Origin of the sequence: Methanorbis furvi (genome assembly GCF_032714615.1) — an archaeon.
GTDB classification, from domain to species: domain Archaea; phylum Halobacteriota; class Methanomicrobia; order Methanomicrobiales; family Methanocorpusculaceae; genus Methanocorpusculum; species Methanocorpusculum furvi.
Genome location: NZ_JAWDKA010000010.1, coordinates 42,272 through 60,733 on the forward strand (window position 1 = coordinate 42,272; position 18,462 = coordinate 60,733).

22 protein-coding genes and 2 tRNA genes are annotated in these 18,462 nt (G+C 51.8%); 21 read left to right on the forward strand and 3 right to left on the reverse strand.

Annotated features, from left to right (window positions below; all coding sequences use genetic code 11):
- Together McpAg1_RS08580 and McpAg1_RS08585 are read left to right on the forward strand one after the other, a co-directional pair.
- Positions 1–1,665: a CotH kinase family protein gene (locus McpAg1_RS08580; RefSeq protein ID WP_338094900.1), complete on the forward strand. Its 1,665-nt coding sequence runs from the start codon at positions 1–3 to the stop codon at positions 1,663–1,665.
- 267 nt (positions 1,666–1,932) lie between these two features.
- Positions 1,933–2,238, forward strand: a complete 306-nt coding sequence (locus McpAg1_RS08585; protein WP_338094901.1) for a hypothetical protein — start codon at positions 1,933–1,935, stop codon at positions 2,236–2,238.
- 310 nt (positions 2,239–2,548) lie between these two features.
- On the opposite strand, the gene purL is transcribed toward McpAg1_RS08585, so the two are convergent.
- The gene (gene purL / locus McpAg1_RS08590) at positions 2,549–4,636 is read right to left on the reverse strand and encodes a phosphoribosylformylglycinamidine synthase subunit PurL (RefSeq protein WP_338094902.1); all 2,088 of its coding nucleotides are present in this window, start codon (positions 4,634–4,636) and stop codon (positions 2,549–2,551) included.
- Positions 4,637–5,197: 561 nt separating this feature from the next.
- Between purL and McpAg1_RS08595 the strand changes: the two genes are divergently transcribed.
- The gene (locus McpAg1_RS08595; RefSeq protein WP_338094948.1) at positions 5,198–5,812 is read left to right on the forward strand and encodes a translation initiation factor IF-2 subunit beta; all 615 of its coding nucleotides are present in this window, start codon (positions 5,198–5,200) and stop codon (positions 5,810–5,812) included.
- A gap of 4 nt (positions 5,813–5,816) precedes the next feature.
- On the opposite strand, the gene McpAg1_RS08600 is transcribed toward McpAg1_RS08595, so the two are convergent.
- The gene (locus tag McpAg1_RS08600; protein ID WP_338094903.1) at positions 5,817–6,560 is read right to left on the reverse strand and encodes an alpha/beta fold hydrolase; all 744 of its coding nucleotides are present in this window, start codon (positions 6,558–6,560) and stop codon (positions 5,817–5,819) included.
- Positions 6,561–6,625: 65 nt separating this feature from the next.
- Positions 6,626–6,898: a DNA-directed RNA polymerase subunit L gene (locus tag McpAg1_RS08605; RefSeq protein ID WP_338094904.1), complete on the reverse strand. Its 273-nt coding sequence runs from the start codon at positions 6,896–6,898 to the stop codon at positions 6,626–6,628.
- Between the two features lie 108 nt (positions 6,899–7,006).
- Here McpAg1_RS08605 and McpAg1_RS08610 point away from each other — a divergent pair, with 108 nt between their 5' ends.
- The 18 genes from McpAg1_RS08610 to fni all read left to right on the forward strand — a co-directional run bounded on the left by McpAg1_RS08610 (position 7,007) and on the right by fni (position 18,424).
- Positions 7,007–7,867, forward strand: coding sequence for an alpha/beta fold hydrolase (locus tag McpAg1_RS08610; RefSeq protein WP_338094905.1), 861 nt, complete (start codon positions 7,007–7,009; stop codon positions 7,865–7,867).
- 492 nt (positions 7,868–8,359) lie between these two features.
- A tRNA-Ser gene (locus McpAg1_RS08615) sits at positions 8,360–8,444 on the forward strand.
- Between the two features lie 90 nt (positions 8,445–8,534).
- Positions 8,535–8,987, forward strand: coding sequence for a 30S ribosomal protein S13 (locus tag McpAg1_RS08620; protein WP_338094906.1), 453 nt, complete (start codon positions 8,535–8,537; stop codon positions 8,985–8,987).
- 17 nt (positions 8,988–9,004) lie between these two features.
- Positions 9,005–9,550, forward strand: coding sequence for a 30S ribosomal protein S4 (locus McpAg1_RS08625; protein ID WP_338094907.1), 546 nt, complete (start codon positions 9,005–9,007; stop codon positions 9,548–9,550).
- A gap of 2 nt (positions 9,551–9,552) precedes the next feature.
- Positions 9,553–9,948 (forward strand): 30S ribosomal protein S11, encoded by a 396-nt coding sequence (locus McpAg1_RS08630; RefSeq protein WP_338094908.1) that lies wholly within the window; start codon positions 9,553–9,555, stop codon positions 9,946–9,948.
- Positions 9,949–10,788, forward strand: a complete 840-nt coding sequence (locus McpAg1_RS08635) for a DNA-directed RNA polymerase subunit D (RefSeq protein WP_338094909.1) — start codon at positions 9,949–9,951, stop codon at positions 10,786–10,788. It abuts the gene before it with no gap.
- The gene (locus McpAg1_RS08640; protein ID WP_338094910.1) at positions 10,789–11,142 is read left to right on the forward strand and encodes a 50S ribosomal protein L18e; all 354 of its coding nucleotides are present in this window, start codon (positions 10,789–10,791) and stop codon (positions 11,140–11,142) included.
- Between the two features lie 8 nt (positions 11,143–11,150).
- Positions 11,151–11,573, forward strand: coding sequence for a 50S ribosomal protein L13 (locus tag McpAg1_RS08645; RefSeq protein ID WP_338094911.1), 423 nt, complete (start codon positions 11,151–11,153; stop codon positions 11,571–11,573).
- 13 nt (positions 11,574–11,586) lie between these two features.
- Entirely contained in the window at positions 11,587–11,985 is a 399-nt protein-coding gene (locus McpAg1_RS08650; RefSeq protein WP_338094912.1) for a 30S ribosomal protein S9, read from the forward strand.
- 89 nt (positions 11,986–12,074) lie between these two features.
- Positions 12,075–12,263, forward strand: a complete 189-nt coding sequence (locus tag McpAg1_RS08655) for a DNA-directed RNA polymerase subunit N (protein ID WP_011833612.1) — start codon at positions 12,075–12,077, stop codon at positions 12,261–12,263.
- A gap of 14 nt (positions 12,264–12,277) precedes the next feature.
- A tRNA-Pro gene (locus McpAg1_RS08660) sits at positions 12,278–12,352 on the forward strand.
- A 35-nt stretch (positions 12,353–12,387) separates the two neighbouring features.
- Positions 12,388–12,576, forward strand: coding sequence for a DNA-directed RNA polymerase subunit K (locus tag McpAg1_RS08665; protein ID WP_338094913.1), 189 nt, complete (start codon positions 12,388–12,390; stop codon positions 12,574–12,576).
- Between the two features lies 1 nt (position 12,577).
- Positions 12,578–13,777 (forward strand): phosphopyruvate hydratase, encoded by a 1,200-nt coding sequence (gene eno / locus McpAg1_RS08670; protein ID WP_338094914.1) that lies wholly within the window; start codon positions 12,578–12,580, stop codon positions 13,775–13,777.
- Position 13,778: 1 nt separating this feature from the next.
- On the forward strand, positions 13,779–14,387 hold the full coding sequence (gene rpsB, locus McpAg1_RS08675; protein WP_338094915.1) for a 30S ribosomal protein S2: 609 nt from the start codon (positions 13,779–13,781) through the stop codon (positions 14,385–14,387).
- A gap of 485 nt (positions 14,388–14,872) precedes the next feature.
- Positions 14,873–15,730 carry an AmmeMemoRadiSam system protein B gene (gene amrB / locus McpAg1_RS08680; protein WP_338094916.1) on the forward strand — a complete coding sequence of 286 codons (858 nt, stop codon included), beginning with the start codon at positions 14,873–14,875 and terminating at the stop codon, positions 15,728–15,730.
- 1 nt (position 15,731) lies between these two features.
- Entirely contained in the window at positions 15,732–16,604 is an 873-nt protein-coding gene (mvk, locus tag McpAg1_RS08685; RefSeq protein WP_338094917.1) for a mevalonate kinase, read from the forward strand.
- Complete coding sequence (locus tag McpAg1_RS08690) at positions 16,597–17,349, forward strand: isopentenyl phosphate kinase (RefSeq protein ID WP_338094918.1); 753 nt, start codon at positions 16,597–16,599, stop codon at positions 17,347–17,349. Before mvk ends, McpAg1_RS08690 begins: the two co-directional genes overlap by 8 nt.
- 7 nt (positions 17,350–17,356) lie before the next feature.
- Positions 17,357–18,424, forward strand: coding sequence for a type 2 isopentenyl-diphosphate Delta-isomerase (fni, locus tag McpAg1_RS08695; RefSeq protein WP_338094919.1), 1,068 nt, complete (start codon positions 17,357–17,359; stop codon positions 18,422–18,424).
- Positions 18,425–18,462: the final 38 nt, after the last annotated feature.

Consider the following 18,462-nt stretch of genomic DNA (forward strand, 5'->3'; position numbering starts at 1 on the left):
ATGATCGATGCAAAGTACATCAACCTCATCACCATAGTCTGCGTGGTCGCAGCTGCGGCTCTTATTGCGGTACTGATGTTTGCTCCTGGCCTTCTCGGCATCACCGAGAAGGAACGCATCGTCACGTATGCATCCATGTTTGACGAGGATGCGATAACCGAGATCAATATTGTGATCAGCGATGCCCTGTGGAATGACATTCTGGAAAATCCTCTCGCAGAAGAGTATCACCGCTGCGACATTGTGATCAACGGAGTCACGTATCCTTCGGTTGGTATACGGACCAAGGGGCTGACCAGTCTTTCACAGGTTGCGTCCAGCGACTCGGACCGGTACAGTTTCAAGCTGAAGGCCGATGAGTATGTGAATGATCAAAGTTTTGCCGGACTTTCCGAGTTTGTGGTGAACAATGTCTATCAGGATGCTACCTACATGAAGGAGTATCTCTCCTATGATCTGATGGAGTACATGGGTGTGCCAACTCCTCTGGTGACCTATGCGAACATTTCGATCAATGGCGAGCCGTTTGGTCTGTACGTGATGATCGAGTCAGTCGAAGACGACTTCGCCTCCCGTGTTTTCGGCGTAAACTACGGTAATCTCTACAAGCCGGAAAGCATGGATAATGCCGGAGGCGGAGGGTTTGGCGGGGGCGGCGAACGTCCTGAGGGTATGGAGAACTTCGGCGGAATGGGAGACATTCCGGCAGGTATGGAGATGGGAAACTTTGATCCTTCTGCCATGATGCCCACCACAAAGCAGCAAAATGGTAATGGCAACGCCAATGCCAACACCACTTTCGACTTCTCGGAACGAAATGGAAATATGGTTCCCGGCGGGATGGGAGGGTTCGGCGGCAGCGGCGGAGGTGCGGATCTGATCTATACTGATGACAGTATTGAGAGCTATGCGCATATCTTCAACAATACGGTCCTGAGCAAGACCAAAAAGGCCGACAAGCAGCGGGTGGTAACCGCCCTGAAGCATCTGAATGAAGGAACTGATCTGGAGACGTATGTTGATGTGGATGAGGTTCTCCGCTACTTTGCGGCAAACACTGCTCTGGTAAATCTTGACAGTTATGTGAGCAGTCTGAAGCACAACTACTATCTCTATGAGGATGGCAAAGGGCAGATTTCGATTCTGCCGTGGGACTTCAATCTGGCGTTTGGTGCGTTCCAGTCAGGCAGCGCGACGAGTTCGGTGAATTTCCCGATTGACACGCCGGTTACCGGTGTGTCTCTGGAGGACCGGCCTTTGATTGGAAAGCTTCTCGAAGTGCCTGAGTATAAGGAGCGGTATCACCAGTATCTTCAGGAGATTGTGGACGGCTACTTTGCGAGCGGCTATTTCGCGGCAAAGATTGATTCGCTCAACGAGCTCATTGCTCCTTCGGTGGAAGCAGACCCGACCGCTTTCTACAGTTACGCAGAGTATCAGAAGGCAGTTGAGTCGCTGAAGCTGTTTGGCGAGCTCCGCGCCGAAAGCATCGCTGGTCAGCTGGACGGGAGCATTCCGTCCACTGATGCCGGGCAGACTGAGAATCCTTCTGCGCTGATCGATGCGTCCAATCTCAATATGAATGATATGGGATCGATGGGCGGCGGCGGTGCTGGAGGATTTGGTGAAGGCAGAAATCAAAATACATTTTTGCAACGCGAATAGCGCGAATGAAAAAATTATCTGTATTTCTCAATGGATAGATATGTCCAAAAAAATAATTATGATAACTTCTTAAAAATCGCCATTGGCGATTTTTTTTATTCGCGCTATTCGCGTTCTTCCGCGAAGCGGTGAGCAGGCCGAAACGACTCCTGAAAGGAGGAGTTGAACACGACGGAACGGCGTGTGGGAGGCATGCGATTCGCGTTTCGGATCATCACTCAGCCAAACCGTAAATATATGTAGTAGCAGAAAGCATTTTTCTGTATTATGGAAACAAAAGAGGTAAAGCACATCGACGTCTGGTCTGCCGCCAAACTGAGTGCGGCAATCTACCTGGTCATCTCCATTATTGCCGGCATCATCTCGGCACTCATTGCCATCTTCAACATGACTGCAATTCCGGGATTATCAATGCTCACATCATTTGGTGAAGGAATTCTCATCATCGTCATTACGGTCGTCATCATCGCCATCATCGGCATGATTGTCGGATTCATTGTCGGCGCAATCATCGCCTTCATCTACAACCTCGCTGCCGGCATCTTCGGCGGCCTGAGACTGGAAGTTGAGTAAAACTTCTTTTTGTATTTTGGTGGAACCACGATCTGTTACCGCACCATGCGGCAACAAAAATAACTCATATTTAGGAGTTATTATCTATTTCCTGCGAATACTGCTGATTTTTATTTTTTGTTGCCGATCTATTGACATTGTGTTTCTAGGTAAAGGGATACTCACAGTAACAGTACTGTTTTAGCGGCAACATCGGCAACAAAAATATAAATTACTGATATATGCGAATAATTTCGACATTCGCTGATTTTAATGGGATAATTTTGTTGCCGCATCCTGCGGTAACAAATCTCCAAAATATATTTTCTCTTCACCGTGCACGGCAGGCCTTCGTGATCGTGCTTCCGGCAGTGAAAAGATCCTGCTGGGTCAGCACGACAACTTCTGTATCGGTACGAATCGTCAGCTTTCCGCTCTCGGTAATCTTTCCGATGATTTCATACGGAATACCGCTTTCTTTCAGGAAATGCTCATCCGAAAACGTCACCAGGAACCGTCCGTAGGTTTCTGAGAACAGCTTCGTCACGGCATCGCCGCTCAGCTGCACCTCAGCCTGCGCCGCAAGATTTACCAGCGCATACAACAACCCGCCGCGGGTAATCGCCATACATCCGCTTACCTGCGCCTTCTCCACCAGCTCACGGATGGCCGGCAGCGCCTTCACATCGCCCACTGCCGGTGCCGCACCACCGCAGCCGGTCACTGCGTCCAGCACCGATCCGCCAAGCTCCTCCTTTGTTGCACCGACAACTGCAATCATGTCGCCGTTATCCGGCCACTCCCAGCCGATCAGATCTCCCTTGCCGAACATTGCAACTGCCGGAGCCGGCTTGATACTGGTACCGTAAGCATCCGACTCATTGTAGAGCGAAACATTTCCTCCAACAATCGGAATCGCCAGAGCGCGGCACATATCACCGAGGCCTTTGGTTGACTCAGATATCTGCCACATTACTTCAGGCTTCTCCGGAGAGCCGAAGTTTAGATTATCCAGAGCGCACAGCGGCATACCGCCAACCGATACAATGTGCGAGGCAAGCTCGAGCACCGCATTTGCCGCGCCCGCGTACGGATTGAGATACGTGTGGCGGGCATTACATCCACATGCCGCCGAGAGTCCCATGCCGTCAAGCTCGAGCACCGAGTAAAACGGCGTAACACAGTAGGTCCTCCCTTGCGCCTGTGAGTTGAACTGGGCTGCATGCATGCTGTTGTCTGCGAGGTCGGGGTGCGACAGAACTTTTCTGACAAGTTCTGAAATCGTTCCCGCGGGTTTTGTGAACGGCGTTTCTGCGTCATACGGTTTTTCGGGAAAATCGTTCTCCACGACGCCTTCGGTCAGCAGTTTGATCGGCAGTTCGCAGACAACTTTTCCGTTGAACTCGACCACGTACTGATCACTGCCGGTCGTCTCACCAACGATTGCATACGCAAGACCGTATTTTTTGCAGACCGCTTCGGCTTCAGCAACTTTTTCCGGCTTGACTTCTGCGATCATCCGTTCCTGCGACTCGGCGAGCATGATTTCCACTTCATTCATGTTGGTGTCGCGAAGAGGGACCGCGTCGGCGAATATTCTTGCGCCGACATTGACGCACATCTCTGATGATGCGCCGCCAAGTCCTGCGGCTCCGAGATCGCGGCAGGAGAGAATCAGTCCGCGTTCGAACAGTTCAAGCGTTGCTTTGATCAGGTCTGCTTCGACTGCCGGGTTTCCGTCAACGCAGGTGTTTTTCACGCCTTCGTCTCCGGCATTCTTTGCGATGTCGCCTGATGCAAATGCTGCGCCGCCTAGGCCGTCGCGTCCGGTTGCCGCACCAAAAAGCAGAAGTTTTGATCCGATCTTGAATGCTTTGCCGAACATGAATTTGCCTGCTTTCATCTTTCCAAGGCACACTACGTTGATGAGTGGATTGCCCATGAAGCTCTCGTCAAACATCTGGTAGCCGGAAAGTGCAGGGACATTGATGGTGTTTGCGTAGTCGGCAGCCCCTGCGGTTGCGTTCCTCATCAGCCATTGTGTTTTTTCTTCTTCGATTTTACCGAAGTACCAGGGTGCGAGGATTGCGATCGGCTGTGCTCCCATGGAGAATACGTCACGTGCGATTCCGCCGACGCCGGTCGCGGCTCCTGAGTAGGGGTTGATGTAGCTTGGGTGGTTGTGGGATTCCATCGCAAGAGCAAGGAAAGTGTCGTCGCTGAACTGCACGATTGCTGCGTCGTCGCCGGGCCCGACAATGACTGCATCTCCTGTGGTAGGCAGTGTTCGCAGGAATTTTTTCGTGGAGCGGTAGCTGCAGTGCTCGCTCCAGAGGTTTTCAAATGCTGCGGACTCCAGCGGGGTGAGTTCGCGTCCGAGAATTGAGTTGATGTAGGCTTCATCTTTTGCTGCCAGCATAATGATCAGAGTATTGGTTTTGGACGGGGAAAAACACCTGTATCAGGGTGGCGTCGTGTACTCTCAAAAAATTATTTAGTTCGCTTTTTGGAATCACGCTTTATGCGGTTACCGTTTTCATGAATGATGAGCCGGGCAATAATTCCTGCCTGAAAAAAATATAAAAGCATGTGGTAGGTGCCCCTCAAGCACAGGCACCTCAACTTAGATGTCTCGCGAAAAGGCGAGAGAGATTGTTCAATCACAAACAACACACACATCGGATGATACCGGCCGTTATCGGTAATTCTGCCGGTCGGGATCAGGGACGTTCAGCCGCAGACTTCATTGCAGACAGATCTTTTTAGGCAGTTTCCTTTGTGAACCATATCGATTTTTTCTTCGTCCTTATTTGGTATATTTACCGGCTTCATGTTTATTATGATTTTGGTGATGACATGAAACGGGAACAAAATCAAATTTTATCGGTACTTTGCCGCGTTCCGTGGGCGACTCACAAATAAATCCGCAAAGCCTTTCATGACACCAGAACTTTATGTCTTCAGCACCAACGTATACTGCATGGTCGAGTCATACGAGGATATGTTAAAATCGGCGTACTCGGGAATGTCTGAGCCGACAGACACGGGCGAACGTTTCGTCATGCCCAAAACCAAGATCTATATTGAGGGCAAGACCACCGTTCTGGATAACTTCGCAGATATTGCCGACTCGTTAAACAGAGATCCGGAACACTTCATGAAGTTCATCCTTGGCGAACTCGGAACCGCCGGTAAAATCGACGGCAGCCGTGCCGTCTTCAACGGTAAGTTCGAAGAGTCACAGTTCGTCGCAATTGTTGAAACCTATGTCAACGACTATGTCATCTGCTCAGAATGCGGCCGCCCGGACACCAAACTCGTCAAAGACGACCGTGTCCAGATGCTTCTCTGTGAGGCATGCGGCTCTAAACGCCCGATCAGAAAACGCAAAGTCAAGACCGAAGTACAGGGTCCCGCAATCGAAGAAGGAAAAGAGCTTGAGGTTCACATCGAATCCATCAGCAAAAAAGGCGACGGTGTTGCCCACATCGGAAAATACATTCTGTACGTCTCAGGAACCAAAGCAGGTCAGAACGTCAAGGTCAGAATCACCAGAATCTCCGGCTCTGTTGCATTCACCCAGAAAATTCTCTAAAAATTTACTCTTTTTTCTGCTCAGCAGTTTCCCCGAAGAATGTCTGAACCGTCTTGGTAAACTCTCTTGGATAGAGATCATGCATACGATGCGTTCCGCCGGGAACAATCTTCAGCACTGACGCATCGATCATGGCATGCATCTCGTGACCGACATCAATATGCATCAGAAAATCCGTGTCCCCAAACAGAAGCATGGTTTCGCACTGTATTGTACACAGCCGCTCCGCTGTTCCCTCCCACGACGCAATAGCGCACGCGCCTGCCCGAAACCCTTTCGTGTGCCAGGGTGCAATCACCGAAAGCGCCTGCAGAGGCAAAACGCACCGGTTCATCAGACGGGCGCGGTACGAAGATTCCGGCCCGTAATCGGTTGCAAACAGCATCAGCTTTTTCACTCTGTCAGGATGGGACAGCGCAAACTCCTGCGCGATCATGCCGCCCATCGAATGGCCAAGGAGGTATACATCAGTCAGCCCTTCCTTTTGGACCACCGCAAAAACATCCTCTGCATACTGGGATATCGTCATCTTCTGCGGGGCAACCGACCCTATCCTTGTCAGTCCCATACCCCGGTTGTCCGGCAGGATCACACAGTACTCTTTAGCGAGCGCCTGCACGATCGACTCTTTCCAGTCATTCATCGAGTCGCCGAGTCCGCTCACGATCACCAGCGGCGATCCGGACCCGACAATACGATACGCGACCTTCGTGTCTTTGGACGCTGCATACCGTATCTCATCAAGCATAAGATAAAAAAGTATTAGTATGGTTTTTGCCCATAAACCTGAGGGTTCGGGCAGAAAAGTAATCTTCAGTTTTTCAGGTATCCAAGCAGATCATCGCATCTGGATGAGATGCGGGTGCATGCATCGCGGATAACTGCTATCGGATCTTTTTTGGATCCTTCCTTTAAGGTGACGAACAGTTCCGGGTCAGAGAACTGGTACTCGATCACATATCTTGCTACATCGACTTCCGGATCGGTGAGGATCTCTTCGGTCAGTGTATTCATAAATGTGTGTCCTTCTCCTTCGAGACTCATTCGTACCTTGTCCTTCTCGAGCTCGATGATCTTCAGCTTCATGTGGATTATCTATTTGGCGGACGAGACTATATAGATGATGTCGGTCCGACTCTCTGTTCCTTGGAAAACCATATCTTTATCTGGCAATTGCGTGAAATTAGTTGTACTATGCGAAAAATATTGTCTGTCGTTTTTCTGCTCTCTTTTCTTGTTCTGTCTGTTTTTGCTGCGGGGTGTATCGTTTCCCAGACGATCACAGAGACCGAGGTCTCCACTGTCAATCTGACGGAATGGTATCTCAGCACTCCGGTTCAGTATGTCGAGGTAAACAATGTCACAATCGCGTACCGGGAGTTTGGTACATCAAATGCTGATCCTCTGTTAATGATTCTGGGATACCGGATGACGATGGACGGGTGGGATCCAACGTTCATCTCTTCGCTCGCCGACGACTATCATGTCTATGTGTATGATCATCGCGCAATGGGATACTCATCCAATGATCCGTCAACTCCGTACACAATGAATCAGCTTACCAACGATGCTGCCGCTCTGGTCAAGGCCTTTGGCTATGAGAGGATGTATGTGTTCGGCCACTCAATGGGCAGCACGATCGGTCTTGAGTTTGCGGTCATGCATCCTGATGCAATCATCCGGCTTGTCCTTGCATCCGTTACGCCGTCACCCCATGAGCCGTACTGCCGGTCTTTAATGAATGTCGTGGAGAGTGCAATTGCCGATCCTGCAACTGAGCAGGGAATCTACTATGAGTCTGTTGCCATCAAAGAGTCTGTGCCGGTAACCGATCAGCTGGGAAATGTTACCTTGGATGTTCTCGTCATTGTCGGAACTGAGGATGATGTCACGCCGGTCGAGGGATGTTTTGTTGTTGCGGAAAAAATTCCGGGGGCGTCTCTTGTTCAGTTCAAGGGCTGTACACATGAGATCTTTGTGGAAAAACCATATGAGGTGGCTGATGTGATGACCGGATTTTATCAGAACACGGTGACAGCAGTTCCTGCCTCCTAATTTTTTTGAATGGTGCATTATTATTATTATTATTATTTCTGAGTCGCCCACGGAAAGCACTGAACACACGGAAGAAAAAAAACATCACGGAAATATTATTGATACTTCGCATCAAGCTCCCCGATGTAACTTGAATCGATATTTGATTTTCATATCAGACAATGATATTCATCTTCTTGTAAGCCCTATTGTATTAGAATTCCGTGATGTTCACGTCTGCTCCGTGATGTTTTTCCATGAAGTTCAGTGTGTTCTGCTTTTCCGTGGGAGGCTCATGCACAAAGGTGCAAAGCCCCTGACACAAGTATTATATCATCCCACTCCCTATGTATTAGAGCACTCAATTTAGTGGAGCGGTGTATCGGGCATGTCCCGGAAGTGTTGCACAGAAACCTGTGTAGTACAGCATCGCGAGTGTCGAAAGTGCACGAAACTGTTCGCGGTTTTTTGCGCTGCCTGCAGTCTCTGCAGGTGTAAGATGCGGAGTTCTCTGTAGACGTAGCCAAGCCTGGTATGGCGCAGGTTTGCTAAACCTGTGTCCCCCTGGGACTCGAGGGTTCAAATCCCTCCGTCTGCGCTTATTGCGGGGTGAAACAATCCCCGACGTTCAGGAGTACGAAGCGCTCATAACGTATGAGACTTATCTCTCCACTGAGAGGCGACTATCATGGTTGAAGAGTCAGAACTGAAATATTTTGTGCGGATCATTAACAATGATCTGGACGGTACCCAGCCGGTACAGCTTGCGCTGACCGGAATTAAGGGCATCGGCCTCCACGCCGCACTCGTCATCTCCCGCCGTGCAGGAGTCGACACCCATGCAACAATGGGTCTTCTTGCAGACGAAGATGTCGCGCGTATTGAGGAACAGGTACTTGCGTACCCGACCTCAGTTCCGGCATGGATGGTCAACCGCCCGGTAGATGTGTACTCCGGAGAACCGAAGCACCTCTACGGCAGCGACCTTGCGCTCGCAAAAGAAGACGACATCAACCTCATGAAGAAGATGCGCTGCTATCGCGGCATTCGTCATGAGAACGGCCTGAAGGTACGTGGTCAGGGCACCAAGTCCACCGGACGGTTCGGAAAGATTGTCGGTGTTTCCAAGAGGAGAAACTAACACTCAGGTGAGATAAAATGGGATACCCAGGAAAGAACACCAAACAGTACTCCTCACCGAAACGCCGCTTCGAAAAGTCGCGTATCGAGAGCGAGCGAGTACTTGCAATCACCTATGGTCTTCGTAACAAGCGTGAGATCTGGAGAGCAACCGAAGTCCTTCGCAAACACCGCGGGGGAGCTCGTGAAGTGCTCGCTATGATGTCCGCCGCAGGCGAGACCCCGAAAACCGTTGCACGCCGCGACGAGCTGATCAACACCCTTCAGCGCTACGGCATGGTCGGTGCAAACGCCGCAATGGATGATATTCTTACCTTAAAAGTTGAGAACATCCTTGAGCGCCGCCTCCAGACCATCGTCTACCGCAAGGGTCTTGCACGCAGCCCGAAACAGGCACGCCAGCTGATCACCCACGGACACATCGCCATCAACGGCCAGCGTGTCTCCGTGCCCGGTTACATGGTTTCCGTTTCCGAAGAGGCAGGCATTGCATACTATGCAACCTCCGGCCTTGCAGATTCAGCAAACGGTGAACGCCAGCGTATTATGAATGTGAGGGCGTAACTATGGCAGAAGCAACTGAAAAGTGGGGCATTGCACATATCTTTGCCTCCTTTAACAACACGATCATCACCGTCACCGATCTGTCCGGCGCAGAAACCATCTGCAAGAGCAGCGGTGGTATGGTCGTCAAGCAGGCCCGCAATGAGTCATCCCCCTATGCAGCAATGCAGATGGCGATCAACATTGCCCAGGCAGCAAAAGAAAAGGGAATCACCGGACTTCACATTCGTGTCCGTGCACCCGGAAACGGAAAGCAGCGCTCTCCGGGACCAGGAGCCCAGGCCGCTATCCGTGCACTTTCCCGTGCAGGTATGCGTATTGGAAGAATCGAAGATGTGACTCCGGTACCGCACGACAGCATCCGCCCGGCGGGTGGGAGAAGAGGCAGGAGAGTCTGAATGGATCTTGTATTCAGCAGGCTTGATGACTCTGTCGCACGGTTTACTATCAGCGGAGCGACCCCGGCATTTGCAAACGCTCTCAGACGTTCTATGATCGGTGAGGTACCAACCCTTGCCATTGAAGACGTTCGCATCTATGACAACACCAGTGTTCTCTTTGACGAGATCCTTGCGCACCGGCTCGGTATGGTTCCGATTAAAACGGATCTGTCCCAGTTTGTCCGCCGCAGCGAATGTTCCTGCGAAGGTGTTGGCTGTCCCCAATGTACTGTCACCTTCACCTTAAGCGTTGAAGGCCCGGAAATGGTCACCTCAGGTGATCTGATCTCCATGGACCCGCGTACCGTTCCGGTACATAACAACGTGCCAATCGTCAAGCTCTGGGAAAACCAGAAGGTTGTTCTGGAAGCGGTCGCCGAACTCAACACCGGCAGCGAGCATGCCAAATGGCAGCCGACGCTTGCATGCGGTTACAAAGAGTTCCCGGTAATCACCATCCACGACACCTGTGACGGATGCAAAAAATGCGTCGACGAATGTCCCCGCAATGTTCTTGAAATATCCGAGAACAAAGTGCGTGTCCGCGTAGTAAACGGCGAAAGCAAAGAAAAAGACTGTTCCATGTGTCGTCTGTGTCAGACTGCATGCATGAACAGCGGAATCGGCGAAAACCCCGCAATCACCATTGGTGCCGACAGCACGAAGTTCGTCTTTGTTGTCGAGAGCGACGGTTCTCTGCCGGTCAAAGAGATCATCGAAAGAGCACTGCTGCATATCAAGTCACGATCCACAGACCTGACTGATGCATTACAGGACATATCCACGGAGGGACTGTAAATGAATAAGACAAACCCCCGCCTCGAATCCTTAATTGGTATGCTCAAGCGGGCATCCCGGGAAAACGAGGCCAATATCTGGCGCGAGATTGCCGGACGCCTTAACACGTCCAGCAAAAACTACGCTGAGGTTAACATCGGAAAGATTAGCCGCTACGCAAGCGAGAATGAGATCATCATTGTTCCGGGCAAAGTCCTGGCAGCAGGTACGATCGCCGCACCCGTCAAGGTTGCAGCACTCAACTTCTCCGACGCTGCGCGTGAAAAAATCATGGAAGCCAAAGGCAGCTGCATGACAATCGAAGAGCTTGTTGCAGCAAACCCGAAAGGCAGCCGTGTCCGTATCCTGAGGTGAACTGAAAAATGGTAACTGTTATCGATGGAGAGAATCTTCTTCTCGGAAGAATGTGCAGCCTTATCGCTCAGCGCATCCTTGCCGGTGAGGAGATTGCTATCATTAACGCCGAGAAAGTAATCGTATCCGGTTCCCGCGCGATGGTTATGGAAGAGTACTATGTAAAACGCGTCCGCGGTTCAGTTGAAGGCGGTCCGTTCTACCCAAGACGCCCGGATCAGATCGTTAAACGCACTGTCCGCGGTATGATTCCGTACAAGACCCGGCCCGGAGCAGCAGCGTTCCGCCGTGTCAAGGCCTATGTCGGTGTTCCTTACGAGCTGAAGGATGCCGAGGCAGAGGTTCTTGAGGCAGCACACCGTGACCGGTTAAGCAGCGCACGCTACGTTACCGTTGGTGCAATCAGCACCAACCTTGGAGCAAAGTACTAAGAGGTGGAAGAAGATGAAGATCATTAACACCAGCGGTAAGAGAAAGACGGCAATTGCACGCGCAACTCTCAGAGAGGGCAAGGGCAGAGTCCGTATCAACTCGGTTCCGCTCGAGGTTTACGGCAGCGAGATCATCCGCATGAAGATTGCCGAGGCAATCGCTCTTGCACCGGGTGCAATTGACGGCGCCGATGTTGAGATTGAAGTCTCCGGCGGCGGTGTCATGGGCCAGGCAGAGGCAGTTCGTACTGCACTCGGCCGCGGCATCCTTAACTGGACCAACGATCCGCGCATTAAAGAGGTTTACCTCAGCTACGACCGTACGCTTCTTGTCAACGATTCCCGTCAGAAGGAAGCCAAGAAGCCGCATGGACGCGGTGCACGTGCACGGTTCCAGAAGTCGTACCGTTAAATTCGCTTTCAGAACATATGTTCTGCAAAAAGGAGGGATCTCCCCTCCCTTTGCAAAACAACAAATTAATAAGCTTAGAAGGATAACTAATGATACCAGTTCGATGTTTCACCTGTGGTAAAGTAATTTCCACGGTATGGGAAGAATATCAACAGCGCAAAGCTGCCGGTGAGGACCCGAAAGAGATTCTCGACTCTCTTGGACTTGATCGGTACTGCTGCAGACGCATGCTTCTCTCGCATAAAGAGACGGTTGATGAGCTGTATCCCTACACGTGATGCATGAATGATGCGGGGTCGTAGGGTAGCCTGGACCATCCTATTACGTTCGGGACGTAGTGACCTGAGTTCGAATCTCAGCGACCCCATTTTTCCATTTTATGTTTTATGGATGTGATTACCAATGATATACACTCGTTATGAACGGGCCAGAATCATCGGTGCTCGTGCGTTACAGATCTCGATGGGTGCTCCTATTCTCGTCAGAACCACAAAGATCGATCCGCTTGAGATCGCGCTGGTTGAGTACGATAGCAATATGGTGCCTATTACTGTGAAGCGCCGCATCGGTGAGAAGGTAGAGGTTTTGTAATATGACCACAATTGATGGAATTACTCTTCGGAGAATTCTTGACAGCCGCGGCAATGAGACCATTGAAGCGGAAATTCTGACTGCAAGCGGTGGATACGGACGCGCATGCGCTCCCAGCGGTGCATCAACCGGTATCTACGAGGCAAAGGTTCGCCCCTGCCGCGAGGCTATTGCGGATGCACAGGCACGCCTTATTCCTGAGCTGATTGATCTTGATTCCCAGGATCAGCGCGGTTTTGATGAGGTGCTCCATGTGGTGGATGCGACCGACGATCTTTCCGGTATCGGTGCAAACATCGCGGTTGCACTCTCTCTTGCAAACGCAAAAGCTGCGGCATCTGCAATGAACATGGAGCTCTTCCAGTTCCTTGGGGGGGCCTTCGTGGACCAGACCCCGCTCCCGCTCGGCAATGTGATCGGCGGCGGTGCCCACGCAGTGGATGCAACCGACATTCAGGAGTTCCTGATTGTGCCGACCGGCGCTGCAAATGCAAGCGAAGCTGTCTTCACCAATGCACTTGTGCACAAGACGGCGAAGAGCATTCTTGTCGCGCGCGGAAAAGGCTGCGGCAAAGGTGACGAGGGTGCATGGGCTCCTCACGTCAGCGATGCCGAAGCATTCGAAATTGTTGCCGAAGCAGTGAACAAGGTTCAGGACGAGACCGGAATTGAGGTCCGCATGGGTCTTGACGTCGCGGCTTCCGAGATGTGGAATGCTGATCTTGAGCGGTATGTGTATAAGAATGCAAAGCGCACTACTGAGGAGCAGATCTCATACATTGCCGAACTGGTGGATCAGTATAATCTGGTCTATGTTGAGGATCCGATTCAGGAAGAGGACTTTGCAGGCTTTGCACTGCTGACCGAGGAGGTCGCAGGCCGTGACACATTAATCTGCGGTGATGATCTTTTCGTTACCAATGTGGAGCGGCTTGAAGAGGGCATTGCTCTTGAGGCAGGAAACTGCGTCCTGATCAAACCGAATCAGATCGGAACCCTGACTGATACCTTTGAGACTATCCGTCTTGCCCGTGACTACGGGTATGAGACGGTTATGAGCCACCGTTCCGGTGAGACAACCGACACTACTATTGCACATCTCGGCACAGCTTTTGGCTGCTGCTTTTTGAAGTGCGGTATTGTGGGCGGCGAGCGTATTGCTAAATTAAATGAACTTATAAGAATTGAGGAGCATTTGTAAAATGACCGACAATGAACTTGGAATTGAATTAAACGAACCGTTAGTATCTGTAGAAGAGTATCTGGCAGCCGGTGTCCATATCGGTACCCAGCAGAAAGACGATGACATGAAGGAGTTCATCTACCGCGTCCGCTCTGATGGTCTCTATATCATTGATATCAGAAAGACCGATGAGCGTATCAAGCAGGTGGCAAAGTTCCTTGCACGCTACGAGTCTCCGAAGATCTTTGTGGTGACGTCACGTCAGTACGGTCAGTACCCTGCACAGAAGTTTTCCAGCACGATTGGTGCAATCTCTCATGTGGGACGGTTCATCCCTGGTACGCTCACCAACCCGGTCCTTCCGAAGTACGTTGAGCCGGAAGTTGTTATTGTCACTGACCCGATCGGAGATGCACAGGCAATCACCGAAGCAGTCCAGTGCGGTATTCCGGTTATTGCACTTTGTGATATCAATAACCAGACCAACAATGTTGATCTCGTCATTCCGACGAACAACAAGGGTCGCAAGGCCCTTTCCATGGTCTACTTCCTGCTTACCCGCGAGCTTCTGAAGCAGAAGGGCATTGTGTCCTCTCTGACCTTTGAAGACTTCGAGTCTGAGTTCTAAATATCTCAGATACAATTTTTTTCTTTTTTGTGAACTTTTGTTTGTTGGATTTTGTGTCTTTAATTCCAGGCAGCCCACGGAAAAACGGAACGCATGCCTGCGGCCTGCTTCCCGCTTCGCGGGAACACACTGAAATTTCACAGAAAAATATCACGGAGCAGACGTGAACATCACGGAAGTGAATTGTTTTCGGATTTGTGATGCCCTTTTCATCTATGAGGTGCTCGGTGGTTGAGGCAAAAATAATGAATTGTTTTAGAGTTCCGTGATGTTCACGTCTGTTCCGTGATGTTTTTCTGTGCCTACTTCTGTGTACTCCGTGTTTTCGGTGGGCGACTCATAAAACCTCCATGGCGCAATCATTAAAGCCCCGCCAAACCAACACATAATCACCTTCACATGCCGGTCCGCAATATCTCAATAGTATCTTTCGCGGGATCGGCGGACGAAAAATTTGGTTACGGCGTAAAACCCGTTTGATATCCATGAAAATAGAGGAAACTTCTGCATGCTGTTCCTCAGCCGGTACGGCGACAGTGCGGCCTGCAACACTTGCGGGTATGTTTTACCCGGCCGGCGCTGAGGAACTGGCATCTCTGCTCAACGCATTTTTCTCTTCTACGGTTACGTCTGTAACCTCTCCGTACGGTGTGTTGGTTCCGCATGCAGGCTACGTTTACTCGGGAAAAACTGCTGCATGCGCTTATGCGAAAATTCCCGAAACATTTTCCGGAACATTCGTGATTATCGGTCCAAGCCATGCAGGATGTATGACCGTAACCGCGGACTGTTCTTGGGAAACGCCTCTTGGTCCGGTCGCGGCTGATGCAGAACTTGTTGCCGCTCTCGCTGATGCGGGCATTCCGAACCGCAATGATCTGATGCGTGTTCAGGAGAACTCTCTTGAGACGCAGATGCCGTTCATCCGCTACCGGTTCCCGCAGGCAAAAGTTGTGCCGGTACTTCTCGGTGACCAGTCTTTGGCATCAGCCCGCACGGTTGCTGATGCAATCGCCAAAGCGATTGATGCGACCTCTACCGCAAGCGACAGAGTCGTCATCATTGCTTCCGGCGACGGCTCGCATTATGTTCCGGCAAAAGTTGCCGAGCATGATGACCTGACCGTCCTTGCCGCAGCAGCAAAACTTGATGCTGATCAGTTTTACAAGACGCTCATGGATGTCAGACCATCCATGTGCGGGTACGGATGCATCGCCGTGATGATGCTTGTCTGCAAACATCTCGGCGCACGCGAAGCAAAACTGATCATGTACCAGACCTCGGGCGATGCGACCGGCGACGACCGAGAGGTTGTCGGCTACGCAGCAGTGGAGGTCGTCTGAGATGGCAACATGGAGTGCGCCTGGCAAAGTGTTCCTCTTTGGTGAACACGCGGTCGTGTACGGAAAGCCGGGCATTGCGATGGCAATCAAACCCCGCGTGATCGTCACGGTCCGCGAGTCCAGGTACCACCAGAAACCAAACTCCCCCTACATCGCCGAATGCTTCCGGTTAATGGATGTCAAGGGAAGCGTCTACGTCAGATCCCAGCTGCCGAGTTCATCCGGACTCGGCTCCTCAGCTGCCGTAACGGTTGCAACGCTGTGTGCCATCAACGACGAGTTCGAGCTCAAAAAGACCAAGACCGAGATCGCGGATCTCGCCCATCAGGTGGAGATGTCCGCACAGAACGGCCGTGCCAGCGCGACCGACACCTATGTCTGCACATTCGGCGGCATGGTTCTGGTCCGCGGCAGTGAAAAGCGTCGTCTTCTGCCGCCGCAGAACTTTTCCCTCGTCATCGGTAACACGCTCGTCTCGCACAGCACGTCTGAGATGGTGGGTAAAGTTGCCGACCTTCGCAGGAACTCGCCTGACATTGCAGAACCGATTCTTGACTCGATTGGTGCCATCACCATGCAGGCGATGCACAGTCTCGACAACCAGAGAGAGCTTGGAAACCTGATGAACATGAACCATGCGCTTCTTGACGCGCTCGGTGTTGGTCATCCGATGCTTTCCAAACTTGTGCTTGCCGCCAGATCCGCCGGAGCGCACGGAGCGAAGACGACCGGTGCGGGCGGCGGCGGATGCATGTATGCAATCTGTTCGAAGAGTTCCCGCAACCGTGTTGCAGGCGCAATCGAAGGATGCGATGCACGCGCCATCATCACCACCATTGACACTGAAGGCGCACGGAAGGAAAAAGATGAGTGAAATTACCGTACTCAAACTCGGCGGAAGCGTTGTCACCAAAAAATCCGAAGCAGGTGTGATTGACACTGCACGGATTCGTGAACTTGCCGCACAGATTGCGCCGATCGCAAAGTCGGTGCCGCTCGTGATCGTTCACGGCGCAGGTTCTTGCGGCCATCCGGAAGCCAAAGCCTATCACATTCAGGACGGTGTCACTGAAAAAAATGCGGAAGGCATTGCCGTCACGCACTTTGCCGTCCGCAGACTCAACGAAGAGTTCGTTGCACTCCTTCGCGAAGAAGGAGTTGATGCGGTCTGCATGCATCCGTTCTGCAGCAGTCTTGCACAGAACGGACGCCTTCTCTACTCAGGCGAGGAACAGATCAAAGCAATGCTCAATCTCGGCGTTGTTCCGGTACTGCACGGCGATGTGGTGATGGACACCGTCCGCGGAGCAGTGATCGTCTCAGGCGATCAGATCGTTCCTGCGATGGCGAAGGCTCTTGGTGCGACCCGCGTCGGTGTTGCAACCGATGTGCCCGGAGTTCTCTCTGAAGGTTCGGTTGTCCCGGTCATCACCCGCGAAAATGTCGGGTCCATTGATCTCGGCGACTCTTCGAATACTGATGTGACCGGAGGGATGCGAGGAAAAGTTGAGGAGCTTCTGCTTCTTGCAGACGCCGGCATCTCTTCGCACCTCTTTCATATATCCCGTGTGATGGACTTCCTTGAAGACCACGAGCACGGCGGAACAACTGTTCGGTAACGAAATCATGACAAAGGCGAAACTTACCTCATCACGCAAGATGGATCATCTGCGTATCTGCAGTCAGGAGAACATCGAGACAGGAACCACGCTCTTTGACGATGTGCATCTCGTGCACTGTGCCCTGCCCGAATGCGACATGGACGCGATTGATCTCTCGGTTGAGTTTCTCGGAAAACGTCTTGGCTCTCCGCTGTTTATTGCGGCAATGACCGGCGGCCATCCGGATACTGCTGAGGTAAACCGTGTTCTTGCAGCTGCCGCAGAAAAGTACTGGCTTGGTATCGGTGTTGGTTCCCAGCGTGCGGCTCTGGAAAAGCCTGAGCTTGCCGACTCGTTTGCGATTGTCCGCGAGACCGCTCCGCATGCTTTTGTGTGCGGAAACCTTGGTGCCGTCCAGCTTGCTGAGCATGGTGCCGAGTGGGCGGAACGCGCTGTTGAGATGATTGATGCTGATGCTCTCTGCATTCATCTGAACTTTTTGCAGGAGGTAATTCAGCCTGAGGGTGATCGCTCCGCGGTCGGGTGTCTTGAGGCAATCCGGCAGTGTTGTAAAGATGTGAAGTTTCCGGTCATCGTCAAAGAGACCGGAAACGGAATTTCCCGCGAGGTCGCGTCCCAGCTCTGGGATGCAGGCGTTGCCGCCATTGACACCGGAGGTGTCGGCGGAACCTCGTGGGCGAAGATAGAAGGAATCCGCGCTGATGAGCGCGGGGCTGCCGGTGATAAAGCACTCCGGGAACTTGGGGACTCCCTCCTTACGTGGGGAATTCCAACAGCATTGAGTGTTTTTGAGGTAGCCGGGACCAGAAAAGGACCTGTGATCGCAACCGGCGGGCTGCGCTCAGGTCTTGACATCGCAAAAGGAATAGCTCTCGGGGCAACCCTCGGGGGCATGGCTCTTCCCCTGCTCTCTCCGGCACTGTCCGGCGAAGAGGAGATGTATGCAAGCGTTGACTCGATTCATTACCAGCTTCGTGCGGCAATGTTTCTGACCGGCTCTGCAAACATCTCCTCCCTTCAGTCCGCACGGACCTATATTACCGGAGCACTGCGGGAGATGACCCGCGAATAATGCCGGTGTCACAATGGTCCACAATTAATTTGGAGAAT

What these genes read in the sequence shown, in the direction of transcription:
- McpAg1_RS08580 (WP_338094900.1), top strand. Translation starts at nt 1, where the DNA reads ATGATCGATGCAAAGTACATCAACCTCATCACCATAGTCTGCGTGGTC.
- McpAg1_RS08585 (WP_338094901.1), top strand. Translation starts at nt 1,933, where the DNA reads ATGGAAACAAAAGAGGTAAAGCACATCGACGTCTGGTCTGCCGCCAAA.
- purL (WP_338094902.1), bottom strand. Translation starts at nt 4,636, where the DNA reads ATGCTGGCAGCAAAAGATGAAGCCTACATCAACTCAATTCTCGGACGC.
- McpAg1_RS08595 (WP_338094948.1), top strand. Translation starts at nt 5,198, where the DNA reads ATGGTCGAGTCATACGAGGATATGTTAAAATCGGCGTACTCGGGAATG.
- McpAg1_RS08600 (WP_338094903.1), bottom strand. Translation starts at nt 6,560, where the DNA reads ATGCTTGATGAGATACGGTATGCAGCGTCCAAAGACACGAAGGTCGCG.
- McpAg1_RS08605 (WP_338094904.1), bottom strand. Translation starts at nt 6,898, where the DNA reads ATGAAGCTGAAGATCATCGAGCTCGAGAAGGACAAGGTACGAATGAGT.
- McpAg1_RS08610 (WP_338094905.1), top strand. Translation starts at nt 7,007, where the DNA reads ATGCGAAAAATATTGTCTGTCGTTTTTCTGCTCTCTTTTCTTGTTCTG.
- McpAg1_RS08620 (WP_338094906.1), top strand. Translation starts at nt 8,535, where the DNA reads ATGGTTGAAGAGTCAGAACTGAAATATTTTGTGCGGATCATTAACAAT.
- McpAg1_RS08625 (WP_338094907.1), top strand. Translation starts at nt 9,005, where the DNA reads ATGGGATACCCAGGAAAGAACACCAAACAGTACTCCTCACCGAAACGC.
- McpAg1_RS08630 (WP_338094908.1), top strand. Translation starts at nt 9,553, where the DNA reads ATGGCAGAAGCAACTGAAAAGTGGGGCATTGCACATATCTTTGCCTCC.
- McpAg1_RS08635 (WP_338094909.1), top strand. Translation starts at nt 9,949, where the DNA reads ATGGATCTTGTATTCAGCAGGCTTGATGACTCTGTCGCACGGTTTACT.
- McpAg1_RS08640 (WP_338094910.1), top strand. Translation starts at nt 10,789, where the DNA reads ATGAATAAGACAAACCCCCGCCTCGAATCCTTAATTGGTATGCTCAAG.
- McpAg1_RS08645 (WP_338094911.1), top strand. Translation starts at nt 11,151, where the DNA reads ATGGTAACTGTTATCGATGGAGAGAATCTTCTTCTCGGAAGAATGTGC.
- McpAg1_RS08650 (WP_338094912.1), top strand. Translation starts at nt 11,587, where the DNA reads ATGAAGATCATTAACACCAGCGGTAAGAGAAAGACGGCAATTGCACGC.
- McpAg1_RS08655 (WP_011833612.1), top strand. Translation starts at nt 12,075, where the DNA reads ATGATACCAGTTCGATGTTTCACCTGTGGTAAAGTAATTTCCACGGTA.
- McpAg1_RS08665 (WP_338094913.1), top strand. Translation starts at nt 12,388, where the DNA reads ATGATATACACTCGTTATGAACGGGCCAGAATCATCGGTGCTCGTGCG.
- eno (WP_338094914.1), top strand. Translation starts at nt 12,578, where the DNA reads ATGACCACAATTGATGGAATTACTCTTCGGAGAATTCTTGACAGCCGC.
- rpsB (WP_338094915.1), top strand. Translation starts at nt 13,779, where the DNA reads ATGACCGACAATGAACTTGGAATTGAATTAAACGAACCGTTAGTATCT.
- amrB (WP_338094916.1), top strand. Translation starts at nt 14,873, where the DNA reads ATGAAAATAGAGGAAACTTCTGCATGCTGTTCCTCAGCCGGTACGGCG.
- mvk (WP_338094917.1), top strand. Translation starts at nt 15,732, where the DNA reads ATGGCAACATGGAGTGCGCCTGGCAAAGTGTTCCTCTTTGGTGAACAC.
- McpAg1_RS08690 (WP_338094918.1), top strand. Translation starts at nt 16,597, where the DNA reads ATGAGTGAAATTACCGTACTCAAACTCGGCGGAAGCGTTGTCACCAAA.
- fni (WP_338094919.1), top strand. Translation starts at nt 17,357, where the DNA reads ATGACAAAGGCGAAACTTACCTCATCACGCAAGATGGATCATCTGCGT.